Below are 23583 nucleotides of genomic sequence, written 5' to 3'. Positions count from 1 at the left end.
CCAGAGATGACCGCAGAGACGACAGCAGAGACAACAGCCGCGCGAACTGCGGCACAGACGGCTGCCGCCAGGACCGGCGCACAAACGGCCACCGACCGGACCGACGCGCAGGCGGCTGCTGCCGGGACCGACGCGCCGACGACCGACGCGCAGTCGGCCGTTGTCCGGACCGGTGTGCAGACGACCGCCGCATCGATGACCGCCGGCCTCCCCGCCCCCGCGGCGGCCGGGACCGGCACCGCCCGGGTGGTCCGCCGTGTCCGGCTGCGCCGCGACGCCGTCTGCGAGCCGGCGCCGGCCGCCGGCCGCGCGGTCCGGCTCACCGCCCCCGTCGGCTCGTTGAACCTGCCGGACCTGTCCGCAGGAGCCCGCGAGGCGGTGGCCGCGCTGGCCTTCGGAGAACACACCGAGGACGACCTCGGCGCCCTGGTGGCCGCCCGGGACGGCGAGACGGGACTGCTGCGCTGGCAGCTGACCCTCCGCCGGCTCGGTATGGCCGGAATGCTGGAGAGTTCCGTCCATGCGGTGGCTGGAGCCGCCGACGAGCCACTGGCCCGGCTGCGTCCGATCGGCCGGGGCGCCGCCCTGCCGGGCCCCGTCCCCGACCCCACCCGTCAGGTGAAGCTCTCCCGCTTCGCCACCGCCGGGGCCGAGGACGGCGCGCTGGTGGTCCGCGCGCCGGGCAGTGCGCTGGCCGTGGAGCTGGGCACCAGGGCTGCGGGGCTGCTTCCCGCGCTCGCCGGGTGGACCAGCCCCGCCGCGCTCGCGCAGCTGCCGAGCGGGCTCACCCTCGACGCCGTCCGCCAGATCCTCCGGCTGTTCGACGTGGCCGGGCTGCTGGCGTACGGCTCGGCCGGGGAGGAACCGGAGGCGACCGAGCGGCGGTTCGCCCAGTGGTCGGCTCTCGACCTGATGTTCCACTCCCGCACCAGGCGGCCTTCGACGGTGGCCGGGTACGGCGGCACGTATCGGTTCGGCGACCGTTTCGCGCCCGAGCCCGCTTCTCCCCCGCCTTTTGCCGGTGAGAAGGTCGCGCTGGCCGTTCCGGATCTCGCCGCGCTCGCCCGTACGGACAAGCCGCTCACCGAGGTGCTGGAACAGCGCCGTTCGGTCCGCGACCACGACGAGCAGTCGCCGCTGACCGTGGACCGGCTCGGTGAGCTGCTCTACCGCACCATGCGCCGGCGGCAGACCTTCACCGGCGGCGACCGCCAGGAGCATGCCGACCGTCCCTACCCGAGCGGCGGCGCGGTGCACGAGCTGGAGGTCTATCCGCTGGTGACGCAGTGCGCGGGCCTGAAGCCGGGGCTGTGGCACTACGCGACCGACCGGCATGAACTGGAGTTGGTCGCCGAGCCGGGTCCGGCCACCGCGGCGCTGGTCTCCAGTGCCCGCGAGTCCGCCCTGATGACGACCGATCCCCAGGTGGTGCTGCTGGTCACCGCCCGTTTCGGCCGGGTGATGTGGAAGTACGAGACGGTCGCCTATCCGCTGATCCTCAAGCACGTCGGCGTGCTCTACCAGACCTTCTATCTGGTCGGCACCGCGATGGACCTCGCGGTCTGCGGCCTCGGCGGAGGCGATGCGGCCGACTTCGCCGCGGCCAGCGGTCTGGACTTCTTCACCGAGGGCACGGTCGGGGAACTGGTCGTCGGGAGCAGGCCCATGACGCTCCGTCAGGATGTCGGCGTGCCACGAAGAGAGCCCAAGAGATGACATTCCGAGGAGGCGTCCGGCGATGAAGTTCCGTTTCAAGGCTCTGCAGCGGATGCGGGAGCCGGACGAGCTCGACTCGCCGACCCTGCTGGCCGCACCACGCGGCTGGATCGCGCTGTTCGTCGTGCTGATCACCATGAGCGCGGCGCTGCTGTGGACCTTCGCCGGCCGGATCCCGATCACCGTGGACGCGCCCGGCCTGCTCACCCGTCCCAGCGGCACCGCGTTGATCCAGAGCCCGTACGGCGGGATGGTGCGCAGCGTTCTGACCCGGCCTGCCGACAGTGTCCGGCCGGGACAGACGGTGATCAAGGTGGAGGACGCCCGGGGCCGTCTGCAGGCGATCACGAGCCCCTTCGGCGGGCGGGTGGTCGGGCTGTCCGTCACCGACGGGCAGGTCGTCGCACCGGGTTCGCCGGTCGTCTCCGTCGAGCGCACCGACCACGCGCGGGACCGGATGGTCGCGATGGTCTTCGTCCCGGCCACCCGCGCGGCCGGACTCAGCCGGGGCGATTCCGTGGACCTCTCGGTGTCCACCGCGCCGGCCGGCGCCTTCGGCCTGCTGCGCGGAAGGGTCAGCTCTGTCAGCCCGTACGGGCTGACCAAGGAGGCCGTGTCCGGCCTGGTCGGCGGGGACCTGGCGGCCCGGCCCTATCTGAACGGGACACCGCCGCGGCTGGTGGTGGTGGATCTGATTCCCGACGCGTCGACCCGGACCGGCTTCGCCTGGACGTCACAGAGCGGTCCGCCGATGCCGCTGAACACCCAGGTCTCGGTCACAGCGACGATCAACGTGGGCCGGCAGACGCCGTTCGATCTGATTCTCGGCCGCTGAGGGGGCGCTGCGATGACATCCACGATGCCTGAGACCCGGCGGGACGCGCCGGGTACGGGCCCCGGAGACACCCGCGGGCGCGGCGGGCGCCGGTCCAAGAACCGCTGGGCACGGCGGCCCCGTCGCTGGCGGCACGCCGTTCCCACCGTCCTGCAGATGGAATCGGTGGAGTGCGGCGCGGCCAGCCTCGCCATGATCCTCGCCTACCACGGCCGCCATGTTCCGCTGGAGGATCTGCGCGGCGTCTGCGGGGTGTCCCGGGACGGCGCCCGCGCCTCCACGCTGCTCTCCGCCGCCCGCACCTTCGGCCTGACGGCCCGCGGCTACCAGACGGAGGCCGACCAGCTGCGGGACCTGACCGGCCCGGTGATCATCTTCTGGGCCTTCCAGCACTTCATGGTGGTCGAGGGGATCCGTACCCGGTACGGCCGGACCGTCGTCGCGGTCAACGATCCGGCGAGCGGGCCGCGGCTGATGGAGTGGGACGAGTTCGACTCCGGCTTCACCGGGATCGTGCTGTCCTTCGAGAAGGGCCCGGACTTCAGGCCCGGAGGCAGCAAGGGCGGAGTCGGGCGCGCCCTGCTGGAGCGGCGGCTGCCGACCGGCCGGGCGATGCCGCTGGTGCTGATGGCCAGTCTGCTGCTGGTCGTCCCGGGCATCGCGATCCCCGCGTACACCCGGGTCTTCATCGACCGGGTGCTGGCCGGCAGCGGGGGCGGTTATCTCTTCCCGCTGCTGGCCGCCATGACCCTGACCTCGGTAGCGGTCTTCATCCTCACCTCCGTGCAGCGGCACTACCTGCTGCGGCTGGAGATCCGGATGGGACTGGTGAGTTCGGCCCGGTTCTTCCGCCATCTGCTGCGGCTGCCCGTGGACTTCTTCCTGCAACGGCGCCCCGCCGAGGTGGCCAAGCGGGTGGCCGGCAACGACACGGTCGCCGAGATCCTCTCCCGGGACCTCGTGCTGACCGTGATCAACCTGGCTCTGGTGCTCTTCTACGCGGCGATCCTGATCCAATACGACGTCCTGCTCGGGGTGATCGGGGTGGGCATGGCGCTGCTCAACGTCGTCGTGCTGCACGCCGTGTCACGCGCCCGGACGGACGCGGTGGCCGCCCTGCGCACGGACCGCGGCAACCTGACGGCGACCAGCTTCACCACCCTGTCGCTGATCGAGACGGTCAAGGCGACCGGCGCCGAGCCGGAGGCCTTCAGCCGCTGGGCCGGCTTCCTGGCCAAGGTGGTCTCCGCCAAGCAGAAGCTCGGCATCCCCAGCGCGGTGCTCACCGTGGTGCCCCCGATGCTGGCCGCCCTCAACAGCGGTCTCATCCTGCTGGTGGGCGGGCAGCGGGTGGTGGACGGAGCGATGAGCGTGGGCCTGCTGGTCTCGTTCCAGACACTGCTGTCGGCGCTCAGCCGCCCGGTCACCCAACTGACAAATCTGGGAGCCCGGTTGCAGGACGTCACGGCCGACATCAAGCGGCTCTACGACGTCGAGCGCTACCCGGTGGCCGCCTGCTTCGCCACCGCGGACCCCCCGGCCACCGCCAAACTCGACGGCACGCTGGAATTCGAGAACGTCAGTTTCAGCTACAGCCCGCTGTCGGAACCGGTGATCAAAGACCTGAGCCTGACGGTGGTGCCGGGCCGCCGGGTCGCCGTGGTCGGCGGCTCGGGCAGCGGAAAGTCCACCCTGGGCCGGTTGCTGACCGGGCTCTACACTCCCGGCGAGGGACGGATCCTGCTCGACGGCAGACCCCGCGAGGAGATCTCGCGCACCGTGCTGGCCGCCTCGCTCGCCTATGTCGACCAGGACATCTCGCTCTTCGAGGGCACCGTCCGCGACAACCTGACGCTGTGGAACGACGACGTGCCCGACGAGGCGGTCACCGCCGCGCTGCGCGACGCGGCCGTCTTCGACACCGTGATGACCCGGCCCGGCGGAGTCCACAGCCCGGTCCTGGAGAGCGGCCGCAACTTCAGCGGCGGGCAGCGCCAGCGCCTGGAGCTGGCCAGGGCACTCGCCGCGGAGCCCACCTTGCTGGTGCTGGACGAGGCGACCAGCGCGCTCGACCCGGAGACCGAGCGCACCATCATGGACAACCTGCGCCGACGAGGCTGCGCCTGCCTGATCATCGCCCATCGGCTCTCCACGGTCCGCGACGCCGACGAGATCGTCGTACTGCAGCAGGGCCGGATCGTCGAACGAGGCACCCACGAAGAGCTGCTGGCGCTGGGCGGCCACTACACCGCCCTCATCGAGTCCTCGCGGCGCGAGGAGGAGGACGAGCTGTGAGTACCGCCGTCACGGACAAGGCCCAGGTCACCGTCAAGGCCACGGTCACCGGCACAGCCCCCGCCACCGGCAGCGCCTTCGCCGCGTTCTTCACCGAGGCGGCCGACCCGGTGGACCAGCAGGCGGACCGCTACCTGGTCCTGGACGACCCGAGCCGGATGCTGCTCGTGCTGACCGGAGCCGTCGATCTGTTCGCGGTCCGGCTCTGCGACCGGGAACCCGGTGGCCGTTGGCACTTCCTGTGCCGGGTCGAGGCCGGCACCCTGCTGCCCGGCGCACCCGCCGGCCCGCTGCACGGCATCGTGGCCCGCCCGGTGCTCGGCGCCGAGGTCTCCTTCCTGGCCACCGCCTGGACCGAGGGACTCGCGGCACTGGGACGCGCGTGCGACACGGAGGCCGGGTCCGCCGTCCGGGCCCTGCCCGCAGCCGAACGGCAGCAGGCCGTGGACCAGTTCCTGGGCGGACTCGCCCAGGGCATCACGGCGCTCGCCGGTGCCCTGCGCGACACCCTGCCGCCGCGCGATTTCACTCCGCTGTCCACCACCGAGCCCACCGCGCTCAAGAAGGGACAGGCGCTCCGCTCCGTGGACGGGGTGCAGTGGGTGCGGATCGAGGACGGCACCGTCGAGCTGCCCGAGGGGGCGGACGGCGAGCTGACCGCGGGAGCGGACGTGTGCCTCACCGAGCGGGACTGGCTCGTCGCGAGCAGCGCCGCCACCGTCCGCGCCCGTTCGCTTCCTGAACTGCTCGACGGGGGCGAGCTGTTCGAGCGGCTGGAGACGCACTGCGGTCGGCTGCTCTACACCGTGGACCGACGGGTCGAGACCCGGCGCGCGGCCGAGACCGACCTGCTCGCCGCCCGGCGGGAGCGCGACGGCGGCACCCTGGCGCACTCCGCACGCGGCTTCGAGTCCATCCTGCACGACACGTCTTCACGGGTCCGGATCGGTGACGCCGCCGGCGACCCGCCGACCCTCGCGGCGGCCCGGCTGGTCGCCGGTCACCAGGGCTTCACGGTCAAGGCGCCGGTGGCGGGCAACGGCCACGACCGGAATCTGGACCGGCTGCAGTCCATCGCCCTCGCCTCGGGCGTACGCACCCGTACCGTCCGGCTGGACGGCCGCTGGTGGCGGGGGGACCTCGGCCCCATGGTCGGCTACCGCAAGGTCGGCGGCGACGCGGTCGCGCTGCTCCCGGTGAGCGGCCGCTATGTCCTGGCCGAGAACGGCACGGTCACCCCGCTCACCCCCGAACTCGCCGGCGAGCTGCAGAACAAGGCGACGGTGCTCTACCGGCCGCTGCCGCTCACCGTCCGCACGGTCGGCGGGCTGCTGCGCTTCGGGATGCGCAACAACCGGCGCGATCTGTGGATGTTCGCGGGGATGGCCACGATGGTCGCGGTGATCGGGCTGCTGGTCCCGGTGATGACGGGTGCGGTGCTCGGCACCTTCGTGGCACACGCCCAGCGCAGCCTGATCACCGAGGGAGCGGTGGTGGTGATCGGTTCCGCGATGGCCGTCGCCGCGCTCTCGGTAGTGCAGAACATCGCCGTGCTGCGCATCGAGAGCCGTTCGACCGCCGCCATGCAGGTGGGAGTCTGGACCCGGCTGCTCTCGCTGCCCGCGTCGTTCTTCTCCGGCTACTCCACCGGGGAGCTGGGGACGACCGTGCTGGGTGTCAGCGCGGCACAGGAGACGCTGTCGGGGATGATGACCACGGCGACCCTCGGGTTGCTCACCGGCCTGGCCAACCTGGTACTGGTCTACTTCTACGATCTGCGGCTGGCGGGCCTGGCGACCGCGCTGGTGCTGTTCGGCATCGGCTTCGGGCTTCTCGCCGGACGGCTGGAGGTCCGCTGGCAGCGGCGGCTCTACACGCACGAGCAGGCGATGTCCGCGCGCGTCTTCCAACTGCTCACCGCCGTACCGAAGTTGCGGGTGGCCGCCGCCGAGGACCGGGTGTTCGGGGTGTGGGCGGCGGAGTTCGGCAAGGGGCGCGGTCTGGCCGCCTCCGCACGCCGGATCCAGAATGCCGTCACCACCTTCAACGCCGGTTTCCCCCTGGTGTGTTCGGTGGTCGTCTTCGGAGTGATCGCCGGCCCGCTGCACGACGACGTCCCGGTCCCGGTCTTCCTCTCCTTCTTCACCGCGTTCAATCTGCTGATCGCGTCGAGCCTGCAGTTCACCTCGGCGGCGGTCACCGCCCTGGGCGTGGTGCCGATGCTGGAGCGGTTGCGGCCGATCCTGGAAAGCAAGCCGGAGGTGGACGACACCAAGGCGGACCCGGGAGACCTGTCCGGCCGGCTGGGCCTGAGCCATGTCACCTTCCGCTACGGCCAGGACGGCCCGGCCGCCCTGCAGGACGTCACGCTGGCCATCGAGCCCGGGGAGTTCGTGGCGATCGTCGGACCGTCCGGCAGCGGCAAGTCGACGGTGCTGCGGCTGCTGCTCGGCTTCGAGCGGCCGGAGAGCGGGACGGTGCTCTACGACGGACAGGACCTGGGCGAGCTGGAGGTCTCGGCGGTACGCCGGCAGTGCGGCGTGGTGCTGCAGCACGGGGCGCTGCTGGCCGGGGACATCAAGGCCAACATCGTCGGCAGCACCAACCACACCCTGGACGACGCCTGGGCGGCGGCCGAGATGGCCGGAATCGACAAGGACATCGCGGCCCTGCCGATGGGCATGAACACCGTGCTCTCCGAGGGCACCAGCACGCTCAGCGGCGGCCAGCGCCAACGCCTCATGATCGCCCGCGCGCTGGTCTCCCGGCCCCGCATCGTCTTCTTCGACGAGGCCACCAGCGCACTGGACAACCCGACACAGCGCCTGGTCACCGAGAGCACCCGGCGCCTGAACGCCACCCGGGTGGTGATCGCGCACCGGCTCTCCACGGTCGCCGAAGCCGACCGGATCATCGTCATGGACCAGGGCCGAGTCGTCCAGCAGGGCCGATACGAGGAACTGCTCGCCGACCGCGACGGGCTCTTCGCCCGCCTGGCGAGCCGTCAGATGTAGCCGTCGGATGTAGCCGCCAGATGGAGCCGTCGAGACGGCGCCGACCGAAAAGCCGCCGGAAAACCGGTGAACCGTCGGGAGAGGGGACGACCATGGAATTCGCGCTGCTGGTCTTCGGGCAGGAGACGGACTGGGACCGGATGACCCCGCAGGAGCGCGAGGAGCGCTTCACCGCCAACCGCGCGTACGGCCGCGCGATGACCGAGGCCGGCGTCCGGATCGTCTACGGAGCACGGCTCGCCCGCCCGGTCGCCGCCGAACAGGAGGAGCGCGCCGGCGAAGGGGTCCTGGAGGTCGGCGGGCTCTGGATCATCGATGTCCCCTCCGAGGAGGAGGCACTGCGCTGGGCGGAGCGGATGCCGCTCAGCGATTCGGGGCAGGTGCAGGTCCGCCGCTGCGACGGCCCACCGCGAAACCGCGAACCGGCCCGGCTCCCCGCCTGACCGGCCCGGACCGGCCGAGGGGGTGCCTGGTTTCGGGCACCCCCTCGCCGCGTCCTCATGGGGCGAACGGCTAGGAACGGTCGCCGCCTCCGGACCTATTGCCGATGACACGGGCGAGACCCCAAGCCGCGGCCGCGGCGATCACGAGGCCGAGCGGGGAGAACCAGTCGACTCCGCCGCCGGTTTCGCTGTTCCACCATGCCTTGGCCGGCCAGAAGGGATCGTGCTGCAGCAAGTCCCCGGCAGCCCGGGGCGTTTCGCTTTCGGCGATGATGAGCGGGAGGGAGTTGGTGAAGCCGAAGAAGGCACCGAGCGCGGCGATGACGGCCGCAGCGATGTGTGCGCCGTTGCTGCGGTGGCCCACCAGACCGACCAAGGAGCCGACCAGCGCTCCGTTGATCAGCGCGTGGGCCAGGTAGAGGATGTTGGCCGTGGTGAGCGACTGCTCCTTGTACGTGGCCAGGATGATGCCGCTGTAGAGCAGTGAGACGACGACCGAGACGACGAACCCGAGGAAGACCGCGCCGACCGGGTTGCCGGCCGCGTTCGGCCGCTGTCCGAAGGGCGGAGCCTGGAACGGCGGTGCCGGGTGCATCGGCGCGAACCCCTGTGGCTGCGGGGGCGGGGCGGGCTGGTTGTACGGGTTGTAAGGGCCCTGCGGTGGCTGTGAAGGCGGCGGTGGCGATGAGAACGGCGGCTGGCTCATTCGGGTCCCCCATGGAGTGAACTGGCAGAAGCAGCAAGCTACCAGCGGGATCGGGAGGGGACCGTCGGAGCCCGAGCGGGCCGTGTGAAGGGCACCGGACCGGCTCTTCGATCAGGCCCGGGCGGCGAACCGCCTGCGCACGACTATGAGGGTGGTCCATCCGGCCAGCATCACGAGCCCGCCGACCGCAGGCCACTGGCCACCTGCCAGAACGCCGAAAGCTGCCAGGGACGCACCGAGCATGGCTGCGGCGGCAGCGGCCGACTCGGCCCGAAGCTGTCGGCCCGAACGCCTGCTCGCCGAAGGCCTGACGAGCTGACGGCCGAGGAAGACCTGAAAACCGTTGATCACAGCCAGCAGAGCCGCAAGAGCGCCGAGGACACCGTAAGCAATGGACATGGCGCGAAGTTACACGCTCTCGGTACGTCGTACGGGAAGCAGGAAACCCCCAGGTCGTGGACCCGGGGGTGTCCGCTGGCTCAGGCGTTGGGACGCTTGCCGTGATTGGCCTTCTTCTTCTTGCGAGCGCGCTTCTTGTTCCCTCGCTTGGCCATGATGCATATCTCCCTCATCCGGGACTTTCTACGCCGTCGCCAGTCTAGGTTCGGCCCGGAGTGTCCGCACCAGCTGGATGGTGCACTGTGGAGACGTGGACATCCGGCGATACACGGCCGGTGTGCGGCAGCCGTGGCAGTCGAGCCATGCGCTGCTGGTGATCCCGATCGTGCTCATCGTGGTGATCACGGTGGTGGACCAGCTGGTCCCGGCCGACGTCCATCTCGGTCCGCTGCTGGTCATCGCCCCCGCGATCACCGCCTCGTTCGCCGATGCCTGGCTGACCGGGTTGATCGGTTTCCTGGCCGTGGGAGCGCAGGCGTACATCGGCTGGCACTTCGGCGTGCTGTTCAGCCGGAACGTGCTGGTGCAGATCCTCGCCCTGACCGTGCTGTCGGCCATGACCGTGTTCTTCTGCGTGATGCGCGACCGCCGCGTTCGCCAGCTGGCCCAGGTGCGCATGGTCGCCGAGGCGGCGCAGCACGTTCTGCTGTGGCCGCTGCCGGAGCAGATCGGCTCGATGAGGATCGCCTGTCTGTACATGGCGGCCGAGGCCGAAGCCCAGATCGGAGGTGATCTGTACGCTGCGACGCCCACCGACAACGGCGTACGGGTCATGATCGGCGACGTTCGCGGGAAGGGGCTGTCCGCCATCGGCGAGGCCGCGCTCCTCATCGGGGCGTTCCGCGAAGCCGCCCACCACCACACCTCCCTGCCCGAGCTGGCCACCTCCCTGGAAAAGAGCGTGGCCCGCAACCTGCCGGACCTCGGGCCCGACGAACACGTGGGCGAGCGGTTCGCCACCGTGATGCTGGTGGAGATCCCCGACGAGGGTCACGTCACGCGGGTACTGAGCTGCGGCCACCCCCCGCCCCTGCTGCTCGGTCCCGGCAGCGCTGTCACGGTCCCCGTGCACCCCGCACCCCCGCTGGGGATCCACGGGCCGACGGCCGGCGACTACACCGTAGACGTGTTCGCCTTCGAGCCCGGGGACACCCTTCTGCTCTACACCGACGGCGTCATCGAGGCCCGGGACGCCGGCCGCGCCTTCTACCCACTGGCGGACCGGGCCGCCCAGTGGGCCGGCAGCAGCCCCGAGGAGCTGCTGCACCACATCCGCCGTGATCTGCTCGACCACGTCGGCGGATGCCTCGACGACGACGCCGCGCTCATCGCGCTGTGCCACGCGCAGAGCACCCACCGGACACATCGACACGGGCCGGGCCTCCATGTCGACGGCTTCGGTCAGCAGCACGGTGTTCTGCCGCCCGATGAGCCCTGACGCAGGGGACGTCATCGGGTCAGCCGGCCTGGGCCAGTCTCTCGACCCGGCTGTGCAGGTGCTTCATTCATTGACTGATCAGCAATTGACTACTCAATAATTGAGACAGCAGTGACTGAGGTAGCAGTAGATGAGTCGACAGTAAACTCGGCGGCGATGAACGCCACTCCCCAGCACGACGACGAAGCCGTCGCCCGCGCCGCCAACAGCGGGCTCGTCCGGGACTTCGGTCTGCTGATCAAGTCCGCCACCCGCCTGGAACAGCGCATCGACAGCGCGCTACGACGGGAGTGCGGGATCAGCCACACCATGCTGGAGGTGCTGATACGGCTCTGCCGCCGCCCCGGCGAGGAGGTCTCCCAGCGGCAGCTGGCCGACGACCTCGCCCTCACCAGCAGCGGCACCACTCGCCTGATCGACCGCATGGAGGAGGCCGGCCTGGTCCGCCGCACCCCCTCCCCCGAGGACCGCAGGGTGGCCCTGGTGGAGCCGACCGCCGAGGGACGCGCGGCGTTCCTGCGCGCCGCGGCCGTTCACGCCCGCGTGGTGGAGGAGTACTTCGTCAGGCCGCTGGCAGCCGACGACTACGCACGGCTGACCAGCGCACTGGGCGACATCGACAAGGCCCTTCGCGACGAGGCCGGGTGAGGGGCCGGTCGTAAGAGGCGGCCGTCGTCAGACCGACCGTGGTGCCGAGCACGGCGCCCCCGACATGACGGCGGGACGCCGCCCATGACCCCAGCACATGTGACACAGGTCACGGGAAGTGGGCGCAGGGTGCCGGACAGCTCATTGAGGTGAGCACTGATATGCGAACCCGGGTACGGGCCGGGGAATCGAGCGCGTTCGCGGAGCTCTTCGACAGCTACGCCCGCGCGGTCTACAACCATGCCTTCCGGCTGACCGCCGACTGGGCGGTGGCCGAGGACGTGATGGCCGCGACGTTCCTGGAGGCGTGGCGGCTGCGCGACAGGGTCGATCCCGAAGGCGGCTCCCTGCGGCCCTGGTTGCTGGGCATCGCCACCAACACGGCGCGCAACCAGTACCGGAGCAACCGGCGCTACCGGGCTGCCGCGAGCGCCGCCGCGGCAGCCGAGCTGTCGGTGCCCGACCACGCGGACGAGGTGGCCGAGCGGGTCGACGACCGGCGCCGCCTCACCACGGCCCTCACCGCCCTCGCCAGGCTGCGCCGGCCGGAGCGTGAGGTCGTCACGCTCTGCCTGGGAGAGGGCCTGGACTACGAGGCCGCGGCGGGGGCCCTCGGGATTCCCGTCGGAACCGTCGCCTCCCGGCTCTCCCGGGCCCGCAAGAAGCTGCGCGCCTACGCCCAGGACGAACCGGTCCGCCTCGCGGCCGGGGCACCGTCCGAGAAAGTCCGCGGAAATCGGGAAGTCGGCCGTCCCGCCCGACAGACAAGAGGTGATCGCACGAACGTGATCCGGCCCGCACAGGAAGGAAACCGATGAACGCGAACACGTCCCGGCAGAACCCGGCCGAGTGGGACGAGAGCGCACAGCTCTTCTCCCGGACGGCGCGTGACCTGCCGACGGGCCGCCACCAGTTCCACAAGGAGCGTCTGATGGCCCAGATCCACGACATGCAGCAGGAAGAGCGCACGGCGACGGTGGTCCCGGTGAAGACGCGGCGTTCGCGACTCCCGCGTCCGGCGATCGCGCTGCCCGCCCTGGCGGCCGCCGTGGCGGCAGCTGTCGTCGCCGGAGTGTCGATGTCCGGCGGTGGCGGGGTCAAGGACGCAGGCGTCGCCACCGGACCGGCGCTGACCACGCAGATCGGCGCGGCGACCAGCAAGGGCGTGCCCCAGTTGCTCGACCAGCTCTCGCTGGCGGCGGCCGACACCTCCCACCCGGACGTCAAGCCGGGGCAGTACATCTACATCGAGTCCAAGGCGGCCGACACGTTCGTGAAGACCGTCGGCGACAAATCCAGCCTCGCCAGCCACGCGCTGCACCGGCGTCAGGTGTGGATGTCCCCGGACGGCACCAAGGGCTGGCTCATCGACCCCGCGGTCGACGACAGTCCCGAGGGCGAGACCCTGAGCCTGCCCGACGAGCAGGGCAACACCCCGAAGGCGAACCTGAACGGTCCGTCGTACGACTACCTGGCCAAGCTCACGACCGACCCCGACGAACTGCTGGCCAAGATCTACAGGGAGACCAAGGGCCAGGGCAACTCCCCCGACCAGGAGGCGTTCACCACCATCGGGGACCTGCTCGGCGAGAGCTACCCCCCGGCGGAGCTCTACTCGGCGCTGTTCAAGGCCGCCGCGAAGATCCCCGGTGTCGTCGTGGTCGAGGACGCGGTGGACGCGGCGGGCCGGCACGGGGTGGCGGTGGCCCGGCTCGACAAGCCCAGCGGTGAGCGCGAGGAATGGATCTTCGACAAGAAGACCCACGTCTTCCTCGGCAAGCGCACCGTCCAGGTGTACGGGAACGGCGGAACGGACCACCTGATCACCCCCGGCACGGTGCTCTACACCAGCGCCATCATGAACCGGGCCATCGTCGACGCCATGAAGCAGCCCCCGTCGCAGGCCGGCTGAGCCGGCCGCCCGGCCGTCATGGCGAAGGCCCCTTTCCGCTCTCCACCAGCGCCCGGCCATGTGCGAACAGCTCCGGCAGGGTGCGGGTGGGCAGGGGAAGCGGGTTCTCCAGGCGTCCGTTGTCCCTGTACCCGCCGGACTTCGTGAACCCCGACCCGCTGTCCGAGGACTGGGAGAAGACTCCGCGCGGGACCGGCGACCCGCTGACCGCGCACTCGCTCGTGGAGTGTGTGCTGTTCGCCGTGTCCCAGCCGCGGGACTGCTTCATCCGCTCCTTCACCTTCGAACAGCCCGCCTGAGCAGTGAGGTTGACGGCACGCGCCGATCCGCTACCCGGTCGGCGTGCTGTGACCTGCGAGTTTCGAGTGGTCGGTGTCGGGGAGCCAGTCACGCTGCGGTGAGTACTCCAACCAGCGCCGGGCACGGCCGACTTCGGTGAAGCCGCGCAGCAAGGTGTCGAGCAGGGGATGACGGGAGGACTCGCGCCAGGCCAGCGACCACGCGTACAACGGCGTCGGCTCGACGAGCGGGATGCAGCGCAGGCCCATGTGGTCCGGCAGTGGCGCGTCGGCGGGGAAGAGGGTGAAGCCCTCGGGCTCGGTGCGGATGTGCTGTGCGAGGTGGTCCAGGCCCAGGTTGGGACCGTCGTGCCGGCGCGTGATGTGGAACGCGTCGGCGAAGCGGCGCAGGAAGTCCAGGCGGCTCAGTTCGGCCGGGGACCACAGGACGCTGTCGCGCAGGTCGGCCGGGCGCAGGGCGGGGGCGTCGGCCAGCGGGTGGGACGGGCTGACCACGGCGTCGACGGGTTCCAGCCGCACCAGCCGCTGGGTGAGTCCCGCGTCCCGGCCGTCGGGCAGCGGGTGCACCCGGCCGAATCCCAGGTCCGTGTCGCCGCGCAGCAACGCCTGCGCGACCGACGGCCAGTCACGTCCCGGACCCGGCTCGCACCGCACCGGACCGAGCGCCTCCACCGCGTCGGCGACCGTGCGCATCGGCGCGTACAGATGACCCCACGTGTCGATCCGTACGACCGGTCCGGCGCCCGTCACCGCCGCGACCGCCCGCTCGCCCGCCACCAGCGCCTCACGCGCGGCCGGCAGGAACCGCTCCCCCGCCTCGCTCAGCCGGACCCCGCCCTGACGCTCGAACAGCCGCACGGCCAGCAGCTCCTCCAGCCGCGCGATGCGCTTGGACAGCGCCTGCTGGCTGGTGTTCAGCTCCTCCGCGGCCCGCCCGAAGTGCAGTGTCCGGGCCGTCGCGACGAAAGCGCGGACCAGGGCGAGGTCGAGGTCCATGCCCCTGACCCTATGCGACAACCCCGCGTTGTCGGTCCGGGCGCTTCGTTGTTGGCCGAGCCGCCGCCGCACCCGGTCGGATGGTGCCAACAGACAGCACCGAGAGATGGCCCCGGGCGGCCACCGAAGGGACGACCACGATGAAAGCCTTCGTACCGACCGGAGACCCCGCCGAGCCGGTCGTGCTCGCCGACGTCGCGGAGCCGGCGCCACGCCCCGACGAGGCGCTGGTGAAGGTCGAGGCGTTCTCGGTCAACCGGGGTGAGACCTTCCGGCTGGAGAAGCCCGGCCCCGGCGACCGCCCCGGCAAGGACGTCGCGGGGCTGGTGGTGCAGCCGGCCGCCGACGGCAGCGGACCGTCCGGGATCACGCGGGTCGTCGGCCACCCCATGGAGGGCGGCTGGGCGGAGTACGTGGCGGTGCCGACCGACGCGCTCGCCGAGCTGCCGGACGACGTCTCGGCGCTCCAGGGCGCGACGCTGCCGCTGGCCGGGCTCACCGCGCTGCGGCTGCTGCGCGCCGCCGGACCGGTGCTGGGACGACGCGTCCTGCTGACCGGGGCCTCCGGAGGCGTGGGCCACTTCGTCACCGAACTCGCGGCCGCCGCCGGGGCCCAGGTCACCGCCGTGACCAGGGACGCCGACCGCGGCGCCCGGCTCGCCGAACTCGGCGCCGCCGAGATCGTCCACGACGTCGCCGACGCCCGTGGCCCTTACGACATCGTGCTGGAGTCGACCGGCGGACAGGCCCTCCCCCTCGCGCTCGCGCGGCTCGCCAGGCGCGGGACGCTGATCTGGTTCGGGCAGGCGAGCCGCACCCCGGCGACGCTCGACTTCTTCGACTTCTTCGCCGGCCCCGAATCGGCTGTCATCCGCCACTTCCACTACCTCGACGCGGACACCCGCCTCGACGACGACCTGGCGACGCTGGTCCGGCTGACCGCCGAAGGCCGCCTGCACCCCGAGATCGGCCGCGTCACGGACTGGGCCGACACCGCGACCACCCTGACCGACCTGCGCGACCGCCGCATCCGCGGCAAGGCCGTCCTCACCCTGTCCTGACCCTGCTGTCCTGACCGGCGCCCGGACGACCGGACGCGGGAACCACCGAAGGAGCACGCCCATGACCACCAACGACCCCAGGGCCGTCGTCATCCGCTACGTCGAGGCCGTCCGCGACGGCGACGCCGCTGTCATCCACGACAGCTTCCGCGAGGACGCGACCTGGCACTACCCGGGCGACCTGCCCGTCTCCAAGGTGTGGCGAGGACGCGACGAGATCGTCGGCGAGTTCCTCGGCAATATGGGAACGGTCTTCGTCCCCGGCACCGTGGAGATCGAACTGGTCAGCACGATCGCCGAGGGCGACCGCGTGGTGGCCGAGTGGACCTCCAAGGCCACCACCGTCTACGGCGGCACCTACGACAACCGCTGCATCGGCATCTACACGGTCCGCGACGGCCAGATCGCCTCCGTCGTGGAGTACGCCGACACCAGGCACGTGGCCGCGGCCCTCTTCCCGGACGACGACGCCCGTCGGCCCACCGGTACCGAGTGAGCCGCGGCGGCTACCGCGTCACCGCACCGTCCAGGTCAGCGAGTCGGACGTCTGTGCCCGGACCGCGGGGTCCCGTACGGCCGTCGTGCGGTCGGTCACGGTCGCCGTGATCTCGTGGCCGCGGCCGTGGACGCCCAGTTTGTGCGGGGTCACCGACAGGTCGCCCGTGGCCCACGGGACCTGTCTGCCGTCGACGGACCAGGTCAGTTCGAGGTCGGCGAGGCCGGTCAGGGGGGCGAGGCGCACGGTGATCCGCCGCCCCTTCCCGACCGGCCGGGACGTGGGGACGGAGGAGGTCAGCGCGTCCGCGTCGGCGTAGAAGCCGGCGATCATCGCCTCGCGGCCGACGACGTTGAACTCGGTCGAGGCCAGGGAGCGCATGAGGGACGTCTCGGTCGGCCGGTAGATGCCCGTCTCGTAGTACCCGCCGCCCTCGTACGTGCCCACGACCGAACCTGTCGGGTCGTCGGCCCCGAGCCAGCGGTACCACTTCGACCCGCCCGGGTCGCGGCTGAGCGTGAGGTTGGCCTCGGCCGGTTCGTCGGGGTACGGGTAGGGGCCGTAGCCCGCGTACTGGTACTCGTCGGCCAAGTGGCCTATGGAGTGGCCCAGTTCATGGGCGCCTATGAGGTACGACCGGTCGTTGTCGGACGACATCGTCGCCACCCCGTGGAAGGGCGAGCCCGCCGGCAGGTCGACGGCGGAGTAGCCCGCGCCGCCGTACTTGGCGGAGTTGGCGATGACGAAGACGATGTCGGCGTCCGGGGCCAGAGCGGCGTGGTCCGCGACCTTGTCCGTGTCGACGCACAGCAGGCGTTCGAGGTCGTCGCAGAAGAAGTGGGCGCCCAGCGCGGTGTCCTTGGCGACGTCGGCCGTCGGGTCGCCGGAGACTCCGGAGTCGTGGGAGACGGCGCCGACCAGCCAGATGTTGAACAGGCCGCGGTAGCTCCGGTACGGCTCGATGTCGAAGATCTCGTCCAGCTTCTCCTCGGCGTCCGTGGCGAACTCGCCCTGTTCGTCCGCGGTGTAGCCGTCGCCCATCACCACCAGGTCGAGCCGCCCGGCCACAGGTCCGGTCCGCTGGAGTGCCCTGACCGTCGCGGCGGCGTCCACCGGGGCGGGCGTGCGGCGGGCCGTCCGGGCGGGGGTGTCCGCCGGGACGGTCACCTCGCGGGGCTCTGCGCCGGGACCGGGGAAGTACTCGACGCGCTGGGTGCGAGCGGGGTCGGCGCCGGCCGCCTCGGCCGGTGCCGGGTGCGCTCCGACGACCAACGCCACCGCGGCGGTCAGGGCGGCTGCGGCGGCAACGGTCCGGCACGTACGTGGTCTTGCGCGGTGCGACACGGAGACCTCGCTTAAGTACGCAGTTAAACAGACTTAAGGGCGCGCTTAACCTAGAGGCTCGGGCATGAACCGGCAAGACCTGCCGATGAGTTGATGTTCCCTCAGGCATCTCTGGCGCAGAGCGTCGGGCGAGTCGTTCGTCTCAGAGGCCCGCGTTGGGCGGGCAGTCGTCGAACTGCGCTCAACGGCACCTGGGCCCATGGCATTTGTGGCGTGGTCCCGCGCCGCCCGGCGTGGGAGCGGCGGTGGGGGACGTCTTCCTGCCGTCCTTGCCGTCCCGCTTGTCCCGGTGTTCGGAGGGCGAGGGAGAGGCGCCCGGTTCGTCGGCGCCGTGCCCCAGGGGCGTGGGGGTGGGGAAGGGGACGTCGGGGAGGCCGGTGAGGGCGCCGCGCATGTACTGGGTCCAGATCTCGGTGGGGATGTCGCCGCCGAACACCTTCTGGAGGCCGCCGACGCCTGCCAGGGACTGCAGCTCGGGGTGTTTCGGGTCCTCTCTGAAGAGGACCACGGAGGTGGCGAGTTGGCGGGTGTAGCCGACGAACCAGGCCGAGCGGTAGTCGTCGGTGGTTCCCGTCTTGCCCGCGGCCGTCCTGCCGAGGGCCTGGGCCTTGGTTCCGGTGCCCCGGGCTATGACGCCCCGGAGCACGTCGGTCACGTGGTCGGCGACGGCCGACGGCAGGGCCCGTACGGGGACGGGGGCGGTGAAGCCGGGCAGCGCCGTGCCGTCGTGGGTCACCTTGGTCACCGAGTACGGGGTGGCCTGCGTTCCGGAGGCGGCGAAGGTCGCGTAGGCGCCCGCCATCCGGATGGCGCTCGGTGTCGAGGTGCCGATGTAGAAGCCGGCGCTGGAATCGGCGAGGCTGCCGGAGCGCAGGCCGAGGGCCTCGGCCGTCTTCGCGACGTTGTCGTAGCCGACGTCCTCTCCCAGTTGCACGTACGGCGTGTTGACCGACTGCTCCATGGCCGTGCGCAGCGAGATGTAGCCCCAGCGGTGCGTGGTGTCGTTGCGCTGGTGGAGGAGGCCGGTGGGGTCCTTGTCGTCGGTGACGTAGTTGCCCTCCTGGTCCTTGATCTTGATGCCGTCGTCACCGTTGAACTTGCTGGCCGGGGTGATCGACTCGGCAGGCTTGCCGGGTCGCAGGACGGCTCCGTGCTGGAGCGCGGAGGCGAGGACGATGGGTTTGAAGGTCGATCCCACCGGGACGCCGGAGGTGTCGGCGTTGTCCGAGTAGTGGGCCCGGTCGAAGCCGGCGCCGCCGTAGACGGCCAGGATCCTGCCGGTTCCGGGGTCCACCGAGGCGGCTCCGACCTGCACGTCCCGGTCGACCGACCGGTGGGCGGGGTCGAGACGTTCCTTGCGCACGTTCGCGACGGCCCGGGACAGCTCCGCCGTCTTCTTCCTGGCGAAGGTGGTGTGGATCTGGTAGCCGCCCCGGCTCAGGCTGTTGTCGGTGACGGCCGGGTCGTGCGCCTGGACGTACGAGCGGGCCAGTTGGACCAGGTAGCCGGTCTGGCCGGTGAATCCCGAACCGGGGGCCCACTTCCTGGGCGTCGGGAAACCCTCGGCGGCGTACCGGGCCCGCTGCTGCGACGTCAGCCTGCCGGTCTCCACCATCCGGTCGAGCACCCAGGACCAGCGGGCCTCGGCCTTCGCCCTGGCCGTGCGGTCGGAGTCCGCGTACTGGAAGAGGCTCGGCTCGTTGACCGCCGCGGCGAGAAAGGCTCCCTGGCTCGCGTCGAGCTTCTCCACCGGGAGGTTGTAGTACATGCGGGCGGCGGCCTGGATGCCGTTGGCCTGGCGGCCGAAGTAGCAGGTGTTCAGGTATCCCTGGAGGATCTGCTGCTTCGACATGCTGGCGCCGATCTTGGACGAGATCAGCAGTTCCTTGAACTTGCGCGAGAGCGTCTGCGACTGGTCCAGGTACGTGTTCTTGACGAACTGCTGGGTGATCGTCGATCCGGACTGCACGGAGTCGCCCTCGGCCATGTGCAGGACGGCGCGGGCGATGCCCTGCGGGTCGATGCCCGGGTCGGTGTAGAAGGACGAGTTCTCCGCCGCGATGAAGTCCCACCGCACGTCCTCCGGCACCTGCTCGAGGGTGACGTTCTGCCGGTTGACGCTGCCGTCGGTGGCCAGGACGGTGCCGTCCGACCAGTAGTAGACGTTGTTCTGCAGCAGGGTCCTGGGATTGGGGCCGGGGATGGTGACCGTGGCGTAGGCGTAGCCGACGACCGCTGCCGTGCCGCCGAGGACGCACAGGAAGAGCGACAGCACCTGGAGCACTGACGGCAGCCAGCGGCGCAGGCCCGTCCGGCCCCGGCGCGGGTAGTCGATCCAACGTTTCTGCTGCGGCGCCCTTCTCCTGGCGCGGCCCGGCAGTGCCTCTCGCGGGGCCTGGTCACGACGCGCGGCCCGGCGGCCCGTGCCGCGGTCACCCCCGCCACGCGTGCCGCTGTTGAAGCGCTGCGGCGGCCGGCGCCGGTGTCCGCTCATGGGCTCTGCTCACTCTTTCCCTCAGTAGAACTGCTGTGTCTCGTACGGTCCGGGCTGCCGGAAACCCGGGTGCGGCGGGGGCTGGGGAAGTCCGCCGTACGGCGGAGGCTGCTGAACGGGGGCATACGGCGCAGGCTGCTGGACCGGGGCGTACGGCATCGGCTGCTGGACGGGGGCATACGGCGCAGGCTGCTGAACGGGGGCGTACGGCGGCCGCTGCTGGACAGGGGCGTACGGCGCCGGCTGCGGACCGCTGTGATACGGCGGCCGCTGCGGACCGACGGGGCCCTGCGGAGGGACGGTGTCGCCGGGCGCCTGCGCCCCCGCCGGGGTCTGCAGGCTGCCGTAGCGCTCCATGCGCTGCCATCTCAGCCGGGAGCCCGACACGGCGGTGAAGACGGACTGGATCACCACCAGGTACATCAGCTGCCGGTAGACGAACTGCTGCAACGGCAGGCTCCACAGCGGGCCCGGTCGCTCTCCGTCCAGACGGAACGCGTACAGGCCCATCAAGAGCTGCAGCAGGAGGAAGGCCAGCCACAGCCCGACGATCCGGACCGGATCGAGGAAGAGCAGGCCGTACACGGCGAAGATGTCCACGGCGGGCGCGAGCAGCGGCAGCAGCACCTGGAAGAGCAGCAGATGGACCAGGCCCCGGCGGCCGAGTTTTCCGGCCGCGCCACGTTGCACGAGCGCGCCGCGGTGCTTCCACATCGCCTGCAGGGTGCCGTAGCACCAGCGGTAGCGCTGACGCCACAGGGCGTTCAGCGACGCGGGGGCCTCGGTCCAGGCCCGCGCGCCCTCCTCGTACACCACGCGCCAGCCGGCGCGGCACAGCGCCATGGTGAGGTCGGTGTCCTCGGCGAGGGTGACGTCGCTGACCCCGCCGAGTTCGAGCAGTGCACGGCGGCGGAACGCGCCGACCGCTCCGGGCACCGTCGGCATGCACTCGGCGAGGTCGAACAGCCGGCGGTCGAGGTTGAAGCCGACCACGTACTCGATGTGCTGCCAGCGGCCCAGCAGACCACCACGGTTGGCGACCTTGGCGTTGCCCGAGACGGCGCCCACGCGGGGGTCGGCGAAGGGCTGCACGAGCGTGCGGACGGTGTCGGGTTCGAAGACCGTGTCGCCGTCGACCATGACCACCAGGTCGTAGGTGGCGGCGGCGAGTCCGGTGTTGAGCGCGGCGGGCTTGCCCGCGTTCTGCTGGCGGATCACCCGTACCGGCAGGCGCAGCGACTCCACCAGGTCGGCGGTGCCGTCGGTCGAGCCGTCGTCCACCACGATGATCTCGCCCGGATGGTCCGAGGCGAGCAGTGAGCGCACGGCCGCCTCGATCCCGGCGCTCTCGTTGTACGCGGGGACGATGACGCTGACCGGCTCGGTCACCGGAGGCCCCCAGGACCGGCCCCGGGAGCGCAAACGCCGGTGCCGGCGGGCCGCGACCAGCACGACCGCCGCGCGCAGCACGCTGATCGCTCCGGCCGCGCTCATCAGCACGCCCAGCAGCCACACGGCCAGGTCGCCGCCCTGCAGCACCTTGATGAAGGCCATCCCCTGCAGACGGTCGCCGAGCCCGGCGGGCTGGACGGGTCCGGCCATGCCGACCGCGGCGCCGACCGTGGCGAACCGGAAACCGTGTGCCTTGAGCCGTGGGATCAGGGAGCCGAGCGCGGCGACGGTCTGGGACCGGTCACCGCCGCCGTCGTGCATCAGCAGGATCTGCCCGGCGTGGCCGTGCGGTGTCGCGTTCGCGAGGATGCGGTCCGCACCGGGACGCTGCCAGTCCTCCGCGTCCTGGGTGGAGAGCACCGTGACATAGCCCGCAGCGTCGGCCTGCCGGAGGACGGACCACTCGGCGTCGTCCAGCGCGTCGTTCTTCGAGGAGTACGGCGGCCTCAGCAGTGCGGTGGTGACCCCGGCGGCGCCGGCCACCGCCAGCTGCGTCTCCCGCAGTTCCAGGGAGCGCTGCCATGGGGCGAGGCGGGCCAGGTCGGGATGGGTGAAGGTGTGGATGCCGATCTGGTGACCGTCGGCGACGATCCGGCGGAGCAGCTCCGGGTGGGCCACGACCTGGGTTCCGACGACGAAGAACGTCGCGTGCACATGGTTGCGGCGCAGCACGTCCAGGATGCGCGGGGTCCAAACGGGGTCGGGGCCGTCGTCGAAGGTGAGCGCGACGGTGCGGGCCTGCGCCTTGGCGGTGTGCGCGGAGGTGGCGGCGTTCGCGATCACGGGGCCACCGTGCACCACCTGGGCGGGCACCGTGTCGCTGCGGCCCCGGGCGCCGGTCACGGCGTCCGACGTGATGCCGAACATGTGGTGGGTGTAGCCCTGCAGCAGGAGGGCCGTCGACAGGGTCACCGCCAGCACGCTCAGCAGCAGCCAGTGGGTGCGGGGTGCGACCTCGCGGGTAGGGGTGTGGCCGCGGGGAGGAGCCTCGCGGCGTCGGCGATCGGTCACGTCGGGGCGGGCCTTGGATCACTTCACGGGGTTGTGGGACGAGCCGTTGGCGCGGCCCTTGGAGGTGTGGGCGGGAGCGGGGGTGGTGGTCGGCGACGTGATCGTGGTGGACCGGGCCGTGGCCGCTGGAGCGGTCGCCGCTGTCGGCCGGTCGGTGGGACTGGAGGTCTTCTGCGCCGCGGGGCCGGACTTCTGCCGCGCCGCGGCGGAGCCCCCGCTCCCCGCGGTACGGCCCGTGCCGGGCGGGGAGTCGGGTGCGGTCGCGCGGGGCACGGCCGGATGCGAGGCGTCCGACTGCGGCACGAACGGGGAGCTGATGCTCGGGCCGCCCAGCATCGTGCTGATCAGCAGGGCGACGTAGCCGCCGGCGGGGATCACCAGCAGCCGGGCGGCGCGGAGCACGAGGCGTTGGCGGCGCCCCGAGGAATCGACGAAGACGGGCCGCGCCGGCTCGGGGGGCACCGACTCGGAGCGCACCGACTGAGGAGACGGCACGGTGAGGACGTCACCATGAGGAGTGGCGCTGCCGCCGTACACGTGACCGTGGGGATATACGTGGCCGTGGGCATACGTGTACCCGACGCCGCCGTACGGATCCTGGCCGTACCCTCCGCCGCTGTCGTTCGTCCACTGCACGAGTCGTGTCCCCTGTCCTGGCCGACCGACGAGGTCGTCCACATGGACAGAGCGGACTCGGCCGGAAGTGTTACACCTGGGCCGGCAGCCGCCTCGTCACGGAGGCAGGTGGGGGCGGCCGGAACCCCGTGCAGTGGGTGAGGTTCCGGCCGCCCCGTCCTCTGCGTGCCGCGACCGGGGGGAGTCAGCAGCGCCACGCAGAGGCGTCCGGGGACTGGCGGATCGAGTGCCGGCTTCCGGCCGGGCGATCGCCCCGGGCCGCTCGCGCGGACCCGGTACCCACGCCATGCAGCGCAGGCACGACGCGAAACGTCACCCGGCCGGGACGGTGGCGACGTGAAGACGCGCCTGGGGCCCTGTGACACTTCTGTGAGAGCTGACGCTGGTC

19 protein-coding genes and 1 pseudogene are annotated in these 23583 nt (G+C 71.4%); 12 read left to right on the top strand and 8 right to left on the bottom strand.

Annotated features, from left to right (window positions below):
• The first annotated feature begins 6 nt into the window (after positions 1-6).
• The 5 genes from ACFYZZ_RS24365 to ACFYZZ_RS24345 all read left to right on the top strand — a co-directional run bounded on the left by ACFYZZ_RS24365 (position 7) and on the right by ACFYZZ_RS24345 (position 8303).
• Positions 7-1716 carry a SagB family peptide dehydrogenase gene (locus ACFYZZ_RS24365; RefSeq protein WP_389179556.1) on the top strand — a complete coding sequence of 570 codons (1710 nt, stop codon included), beginning with the start codon at positions 7-9 and terminating at the stop codon, positions 1714-1716.
• A gap of 22 nt (positions 1717-1738) precedes the next feature.
• The gene (locus ACFYZZ_RS24360) at positions 1739-2551 is read left to right on the top strand and encodes an HlyD family efflux transporter periplasmic adaptor subunit (protein WP_386572909.1); all 813 of its coding nucleotides are present in this window, start codon (positions 1739-1741) and stop codon (positions 2549-2551) included.
• A 12-nt stretch (positions 2552-2563) separates the two neighbouring features.
• Complete coding sequence (locus ACFYZZ_RS24355) at positions 2564-4846, top strand: NHLP family bacteriocin export ABC transporter peptidase/permease/ATPase subunit (protein WP_389179553.1); 2283 nt, start codon at positions 2564-2566, stop codon at positions 4844-4846.
• Complete coding sequence (locus tag ACFYZZ_RS24350) at positions 4843-7860, top strand: NHLP bacteriocin export ABC transporter permease/ATPase subunit (RefSeq protein ID WP_389179550.1); 3018 nt, start codon at positions 4843-4845, stop codon at positions 7858-7860. The genes ACFYZZ_RS24355 and ACFYZZ_RS24350 overlap by 4 nt, the downstream gene beginning before the upstream one ends.
• A gap of 92 nt (positions 7861-7952) precedes the next feature.
• Positions 7953-8303, top strand: coding sequence for a YciI family protein (locus ACFYZZ_RS24345; RefSeq protein WP_389179547.1), 351 nt, complete (start codon positions 7953-7955; stop codon positions 8301-8303).
• A 70-nt stretch (positions 8304-8373) separates the two neighbouring features.
• On the opposite strand, the gene ACFYZZ_RS24340 is transcribed toward ACFYZZ_RS24345, so the two are convergent.
• The 3 genes from ACFYZZ_RS24340 to ACFYZZ_RS24330 all read right to left on the bottom strand — a co-directional run bounded on the left by ACFYZZ_RS24340 (position 8374) and on the right by ACFYZZ_RS24330 (position 9563).
• On the bottom strand, positions 8374-8898 hold the full coding sequence (locus tag ACFYZZ_RS24340) for a hypothetical protein (RefSeq protein WP_389179544.1): 525 nt from the start codon (positions 8896-8898) through the stop codon (positions 8374-8376).
• A 222-nt stretch (positions 8899-9120) separates the two neighbouring features.
• Complete coding sequence (locus ACFYZZ_RS24335; protein ID WP_389179541.1) at positions 9121-9408, bottom strand: hypothetical protein; 288 nt, start codon at positions 9406-9408, stop codon at positions 9121-9123.
• An 80-nt stretch (positions 9409-9488) separates the two neighbouring features.
• Positions 9489-9563, bottom strand: a complete 75-nt coding sequence (locus tag ACFYZZ_RS24330; protein WP_099895366.1) for a 50S ribosomal protein bL37 — start codon at positions 9561-9563, stop codon at positions 9489-9491.
• 77 nt (positions 9564-9640) lie between these two features.
• Here ACFYZZ_RS24330 and ACFYZZ_RS24325 point away from each other — a divergent pair, with 77 nt between their 5' ends.
• The 5 genes and pseudogenes from ACFYZZ_RS24325 to ACFYZZ_RS24305 all read left to right on the top strand — a co-directional run.
• On the top strand, positions 9641-10846 hold the full coding sequence (locus ACFYZZ_RS24325) for a PP2C family protein-serine/threonine phosphatase (RefSeq protein WP_389179538.1): 1206 nt from the start codon (positions 9641-9643) through the stop codon (positions 10844-10846).
• A 156-nt stretch (positions 10847-11002) separates the two neighbouring features.
• Positions 11003-11494 (top strand): MarR family winged helix-turn-helix transcriptional regulator, encoded by a 492-nt coding sequence (locus tag ACFYZZ_RS24320; RefSeq protein WP_389179535.1) that lies wholly within the window; start codon positions 11003-11005, stop codon positions 11492-11494.
• 161 nt (positions 11495-11655) lie between these two features.
• Positions 11656-12312 carry an RNA polymerase sigma factor gene (locus ACFYZZ_RS24315; protein WP_389179532.1) on the top strand — a complete coding sequence of 219 codons (657 nt, stop codon included), beginning with the start codon at positions 11656-11658 and terminating at the stop codon, positions 12310-12312.
• On the top strand, positions 12309-13406 hold the full coding sequence (locus tag ACFYZZ_RS24310; protein WP_389179529.1) for a CU044_5270 family protein: 1098 nt from the start codon (positions 12309-12311) through the stop codon (positions 13404-13406). The genes ACFYZZ_RS24315 and ACFYZZ_RS24310 overlap by 4 nt, the downstream gene beginning before the upstream one ends.
• 113 nt (positions 13407-13519) lie before the next feature.
• Positions 13520-13705 (top strand): annotated as a pseudogene (locus ACFYZZ_RS24305) (SDR family NAD(P)-dependent oxidoreductase); the annotation flags it as partial.
• Positions 13706-13735: 30 nt separating this feature from the next.
• Here the strand turns inward: ACFYZZ_RS24305 and ACFYZZ_RS24300 are convergent.
• Positions 13736-14701 carry a LysR family transcriptional regulator gene (locus tag ACFYZZ_RS24300; protein WP_389179526.1) on the bottom strand — a complete coding sequence of 322 codons (966 nt, stop codon included), beginning with the start codon at positions 14699-14701 and terminating at the stop codon, positions 13736-13738.
• Between the two features lie 140 nt (positions 14702-14841).
• On the opposite strand from ACFYZZ_RS24300, the gene ACFYZZ_RS24295 reads away from it, so the two are divergent.
• Positions 14842-15762, top strand: coding sequence for a zinc-binding dehydrogenase (locus ACFYZZ_RS24295; RefSeq protein WP_389179523.1), 921 nt, complete (start codon positions 14842-14844; stop codon positions 15760-15762).
• 61 nt (positions 15763-15823) lie between these two features.
• On the top strand, positions 15824-16258 hold the full coding sequence (locus tag ACFYZZ_RS24290; RefSeq protein WP_389179521.1) for a nuclear transport factor 2 family protein: 435 nt from the start codon (positions 15824-15826) through the stop codon (positions 16256-16258).
• Between the two features lie 18 nt (positions 16259-16276).
• Here ACFYZZ_RS24290 and ACFYZZ_RS24285 read toward each other — a convergent pair whose 3' ends face one another.
• The 4 genes from ACFYZZ_RS24285 to ACFYZZ_RS24270 form a co-directional block, all read right to left on the bottom strand.
• Positions 16277-17602, bottom strand: coding sequence for a M64 family metallopeptidase (locus ACFYZZ_RS24285; RefSeq protein WP_389179519.1), 1326 nt, complete (start codon positions 17600-17602; stop codon positions 16277-16279).
• A gap of 181 nt (positions 17603-17783) precedes the next feature.
• On the bottom strand, positions 17784-20096 hold the full coding sequence (locus ACFYZZ_RS24280; protein WP_389179516.1) for a transglycosylase domain-containing protein: 2313 nt from the start codon (positions 20094-20096) through the stop codon (positions 17784-17786).
• Between the two features lie 21 nt (positions 20097-20117).
• Positions 20118-22559, bottom strand: coding sequence for a glycosyltransferase (locus tag ACFYZZ_RS24275; RefSeq protein ID WP_389179513.1), 2442 nt, complete (start codon positions 22557-22559; stop codon positions 20118-20120).
• An 18-nt stretch (positions 22560-22577) separates the two neighbouring features.
• On the bottom strand, positions 22578-23195 hold the full coding sequence (locus tag ACFYZZ_RS24270; RefSeq protein WP_389179510.1) for a hypothetical protein: 618 nt from the start codon (positions 23193-23195) through the stop codon (positions 22578-22580).
• Between the last annotated feature and the right edge of the window lie 388 nt (positions 23196-23583).

This window comes from Streptomyces sp. NPDC001816, assembly GCF_042892235.1.
Taxonomy (GTDB): domain Bacteria; phylum Actinomycetota; class Actinomycetes; order Streptomycetales; family Streptomycetaceae; genus Streptomyces.
This window is presented reverse-complemented; position numbering and strand designations above follow the sequence as displayed.

Coding starts and splice junctions, on each gene's coding strand:
- ACFYZZ_RS24345 (WP_389179547.1), top strand. CDS start 7,953: ATGGAATTCGCGCTGCTGGTCTTCGGGCAGGAGACGGACTGGGACCGG.
- ACFYZZ_RS24315 (WP_389179532.1), top strand. CDS start 11,656: ATGCGAACCCGGGTACGGGCCGGGGAATCGAGCGCGTTCGCGGAGCTC.
- ACFYZZ_RS24320 (WP_389179535.1), top strand. CDS start 11,003: ATGAACGCCACTCCCCAGCACGACGACGAAGCCGTCGCCCGCGCCGCC.
- ACFYZZ_RS24325 (WP_389179538.1), top strand. CDS start 9,641: ATGGTGCACTGTGGAGACGTGGACATCCGGCGATACACGGCCGGTGTG.
- ACFYZZ_RS24335 (WP_389179541.1), bottom strand. CDS start 9,408: ATGTCCATTGCTTACGGTGTCCTCGGCGCTCTTGCGGCTCTGCTGGCT.
- ACFYZZ_RS24280 (WP_389179516.1), bottom strand. CDS start 20,096: ATGAGCGGACACCGGCGCCGGCCGCCGCAGCGCTTCAACAGCGGCACG.
- ACFYZZ_RS24290 (WP_389179521.1), top strand. CDS start 15,824: ATGACCACCAACGACCCCAGGGCCGTCGTCATCCGCTACGTCGAGGCC.
- ACFYZZ_RS24340 (WP_389179544.1), bottom strand. CDS start 8,898: ATGCACCCGGCACCGCCGTTCCAGGCTCCGCCCTTCGGACAGCGGCCG.
- ACFYZZ_RS24310 (WP_389179529.1), top strand. CDS start 12,309: ATGAACGCGAACACGTCCCGGCAGAACCCGGCCGAGTGGGACGAGAGC.
- ACFYZZ_RS24360 (WP_386572909.1), top strand. CDS start 1,739: ATGAAGTTCCGTTTCAAGGCTCTGCAGCGGATGCGGGAGCCGGACGAG.
- ACFYZZ_RS24355 (WP_389179553.1), top strand. CDS start 2,564: ATGACATCCACGATGCCTGAGACCCGGCGGGACGCGCCGGGTACGGGC.
- ACFYZZ_RS24300 (WP_389179526.1), bottom strand. CDS start 14,701: ATGGACCTCGACCTCGCCCTGGTCCGCGCTTTCGTCGCGACGGCCCGG.
- ACFYZZ_RS24295 (WP_389179523.1), top strand. CDS start 14,842: ATGAAAGCCTTCGTACCGACCGGAGACCCCGCCGAGCCGGTCGTGCTC.
- ACFYZZ_RS24365 (WP_389179556.1), top strand. CDS start 7: ATGACCGCAGAGACGACAGCAGAGACAACAGCCGCGCGAACTGCGGCA.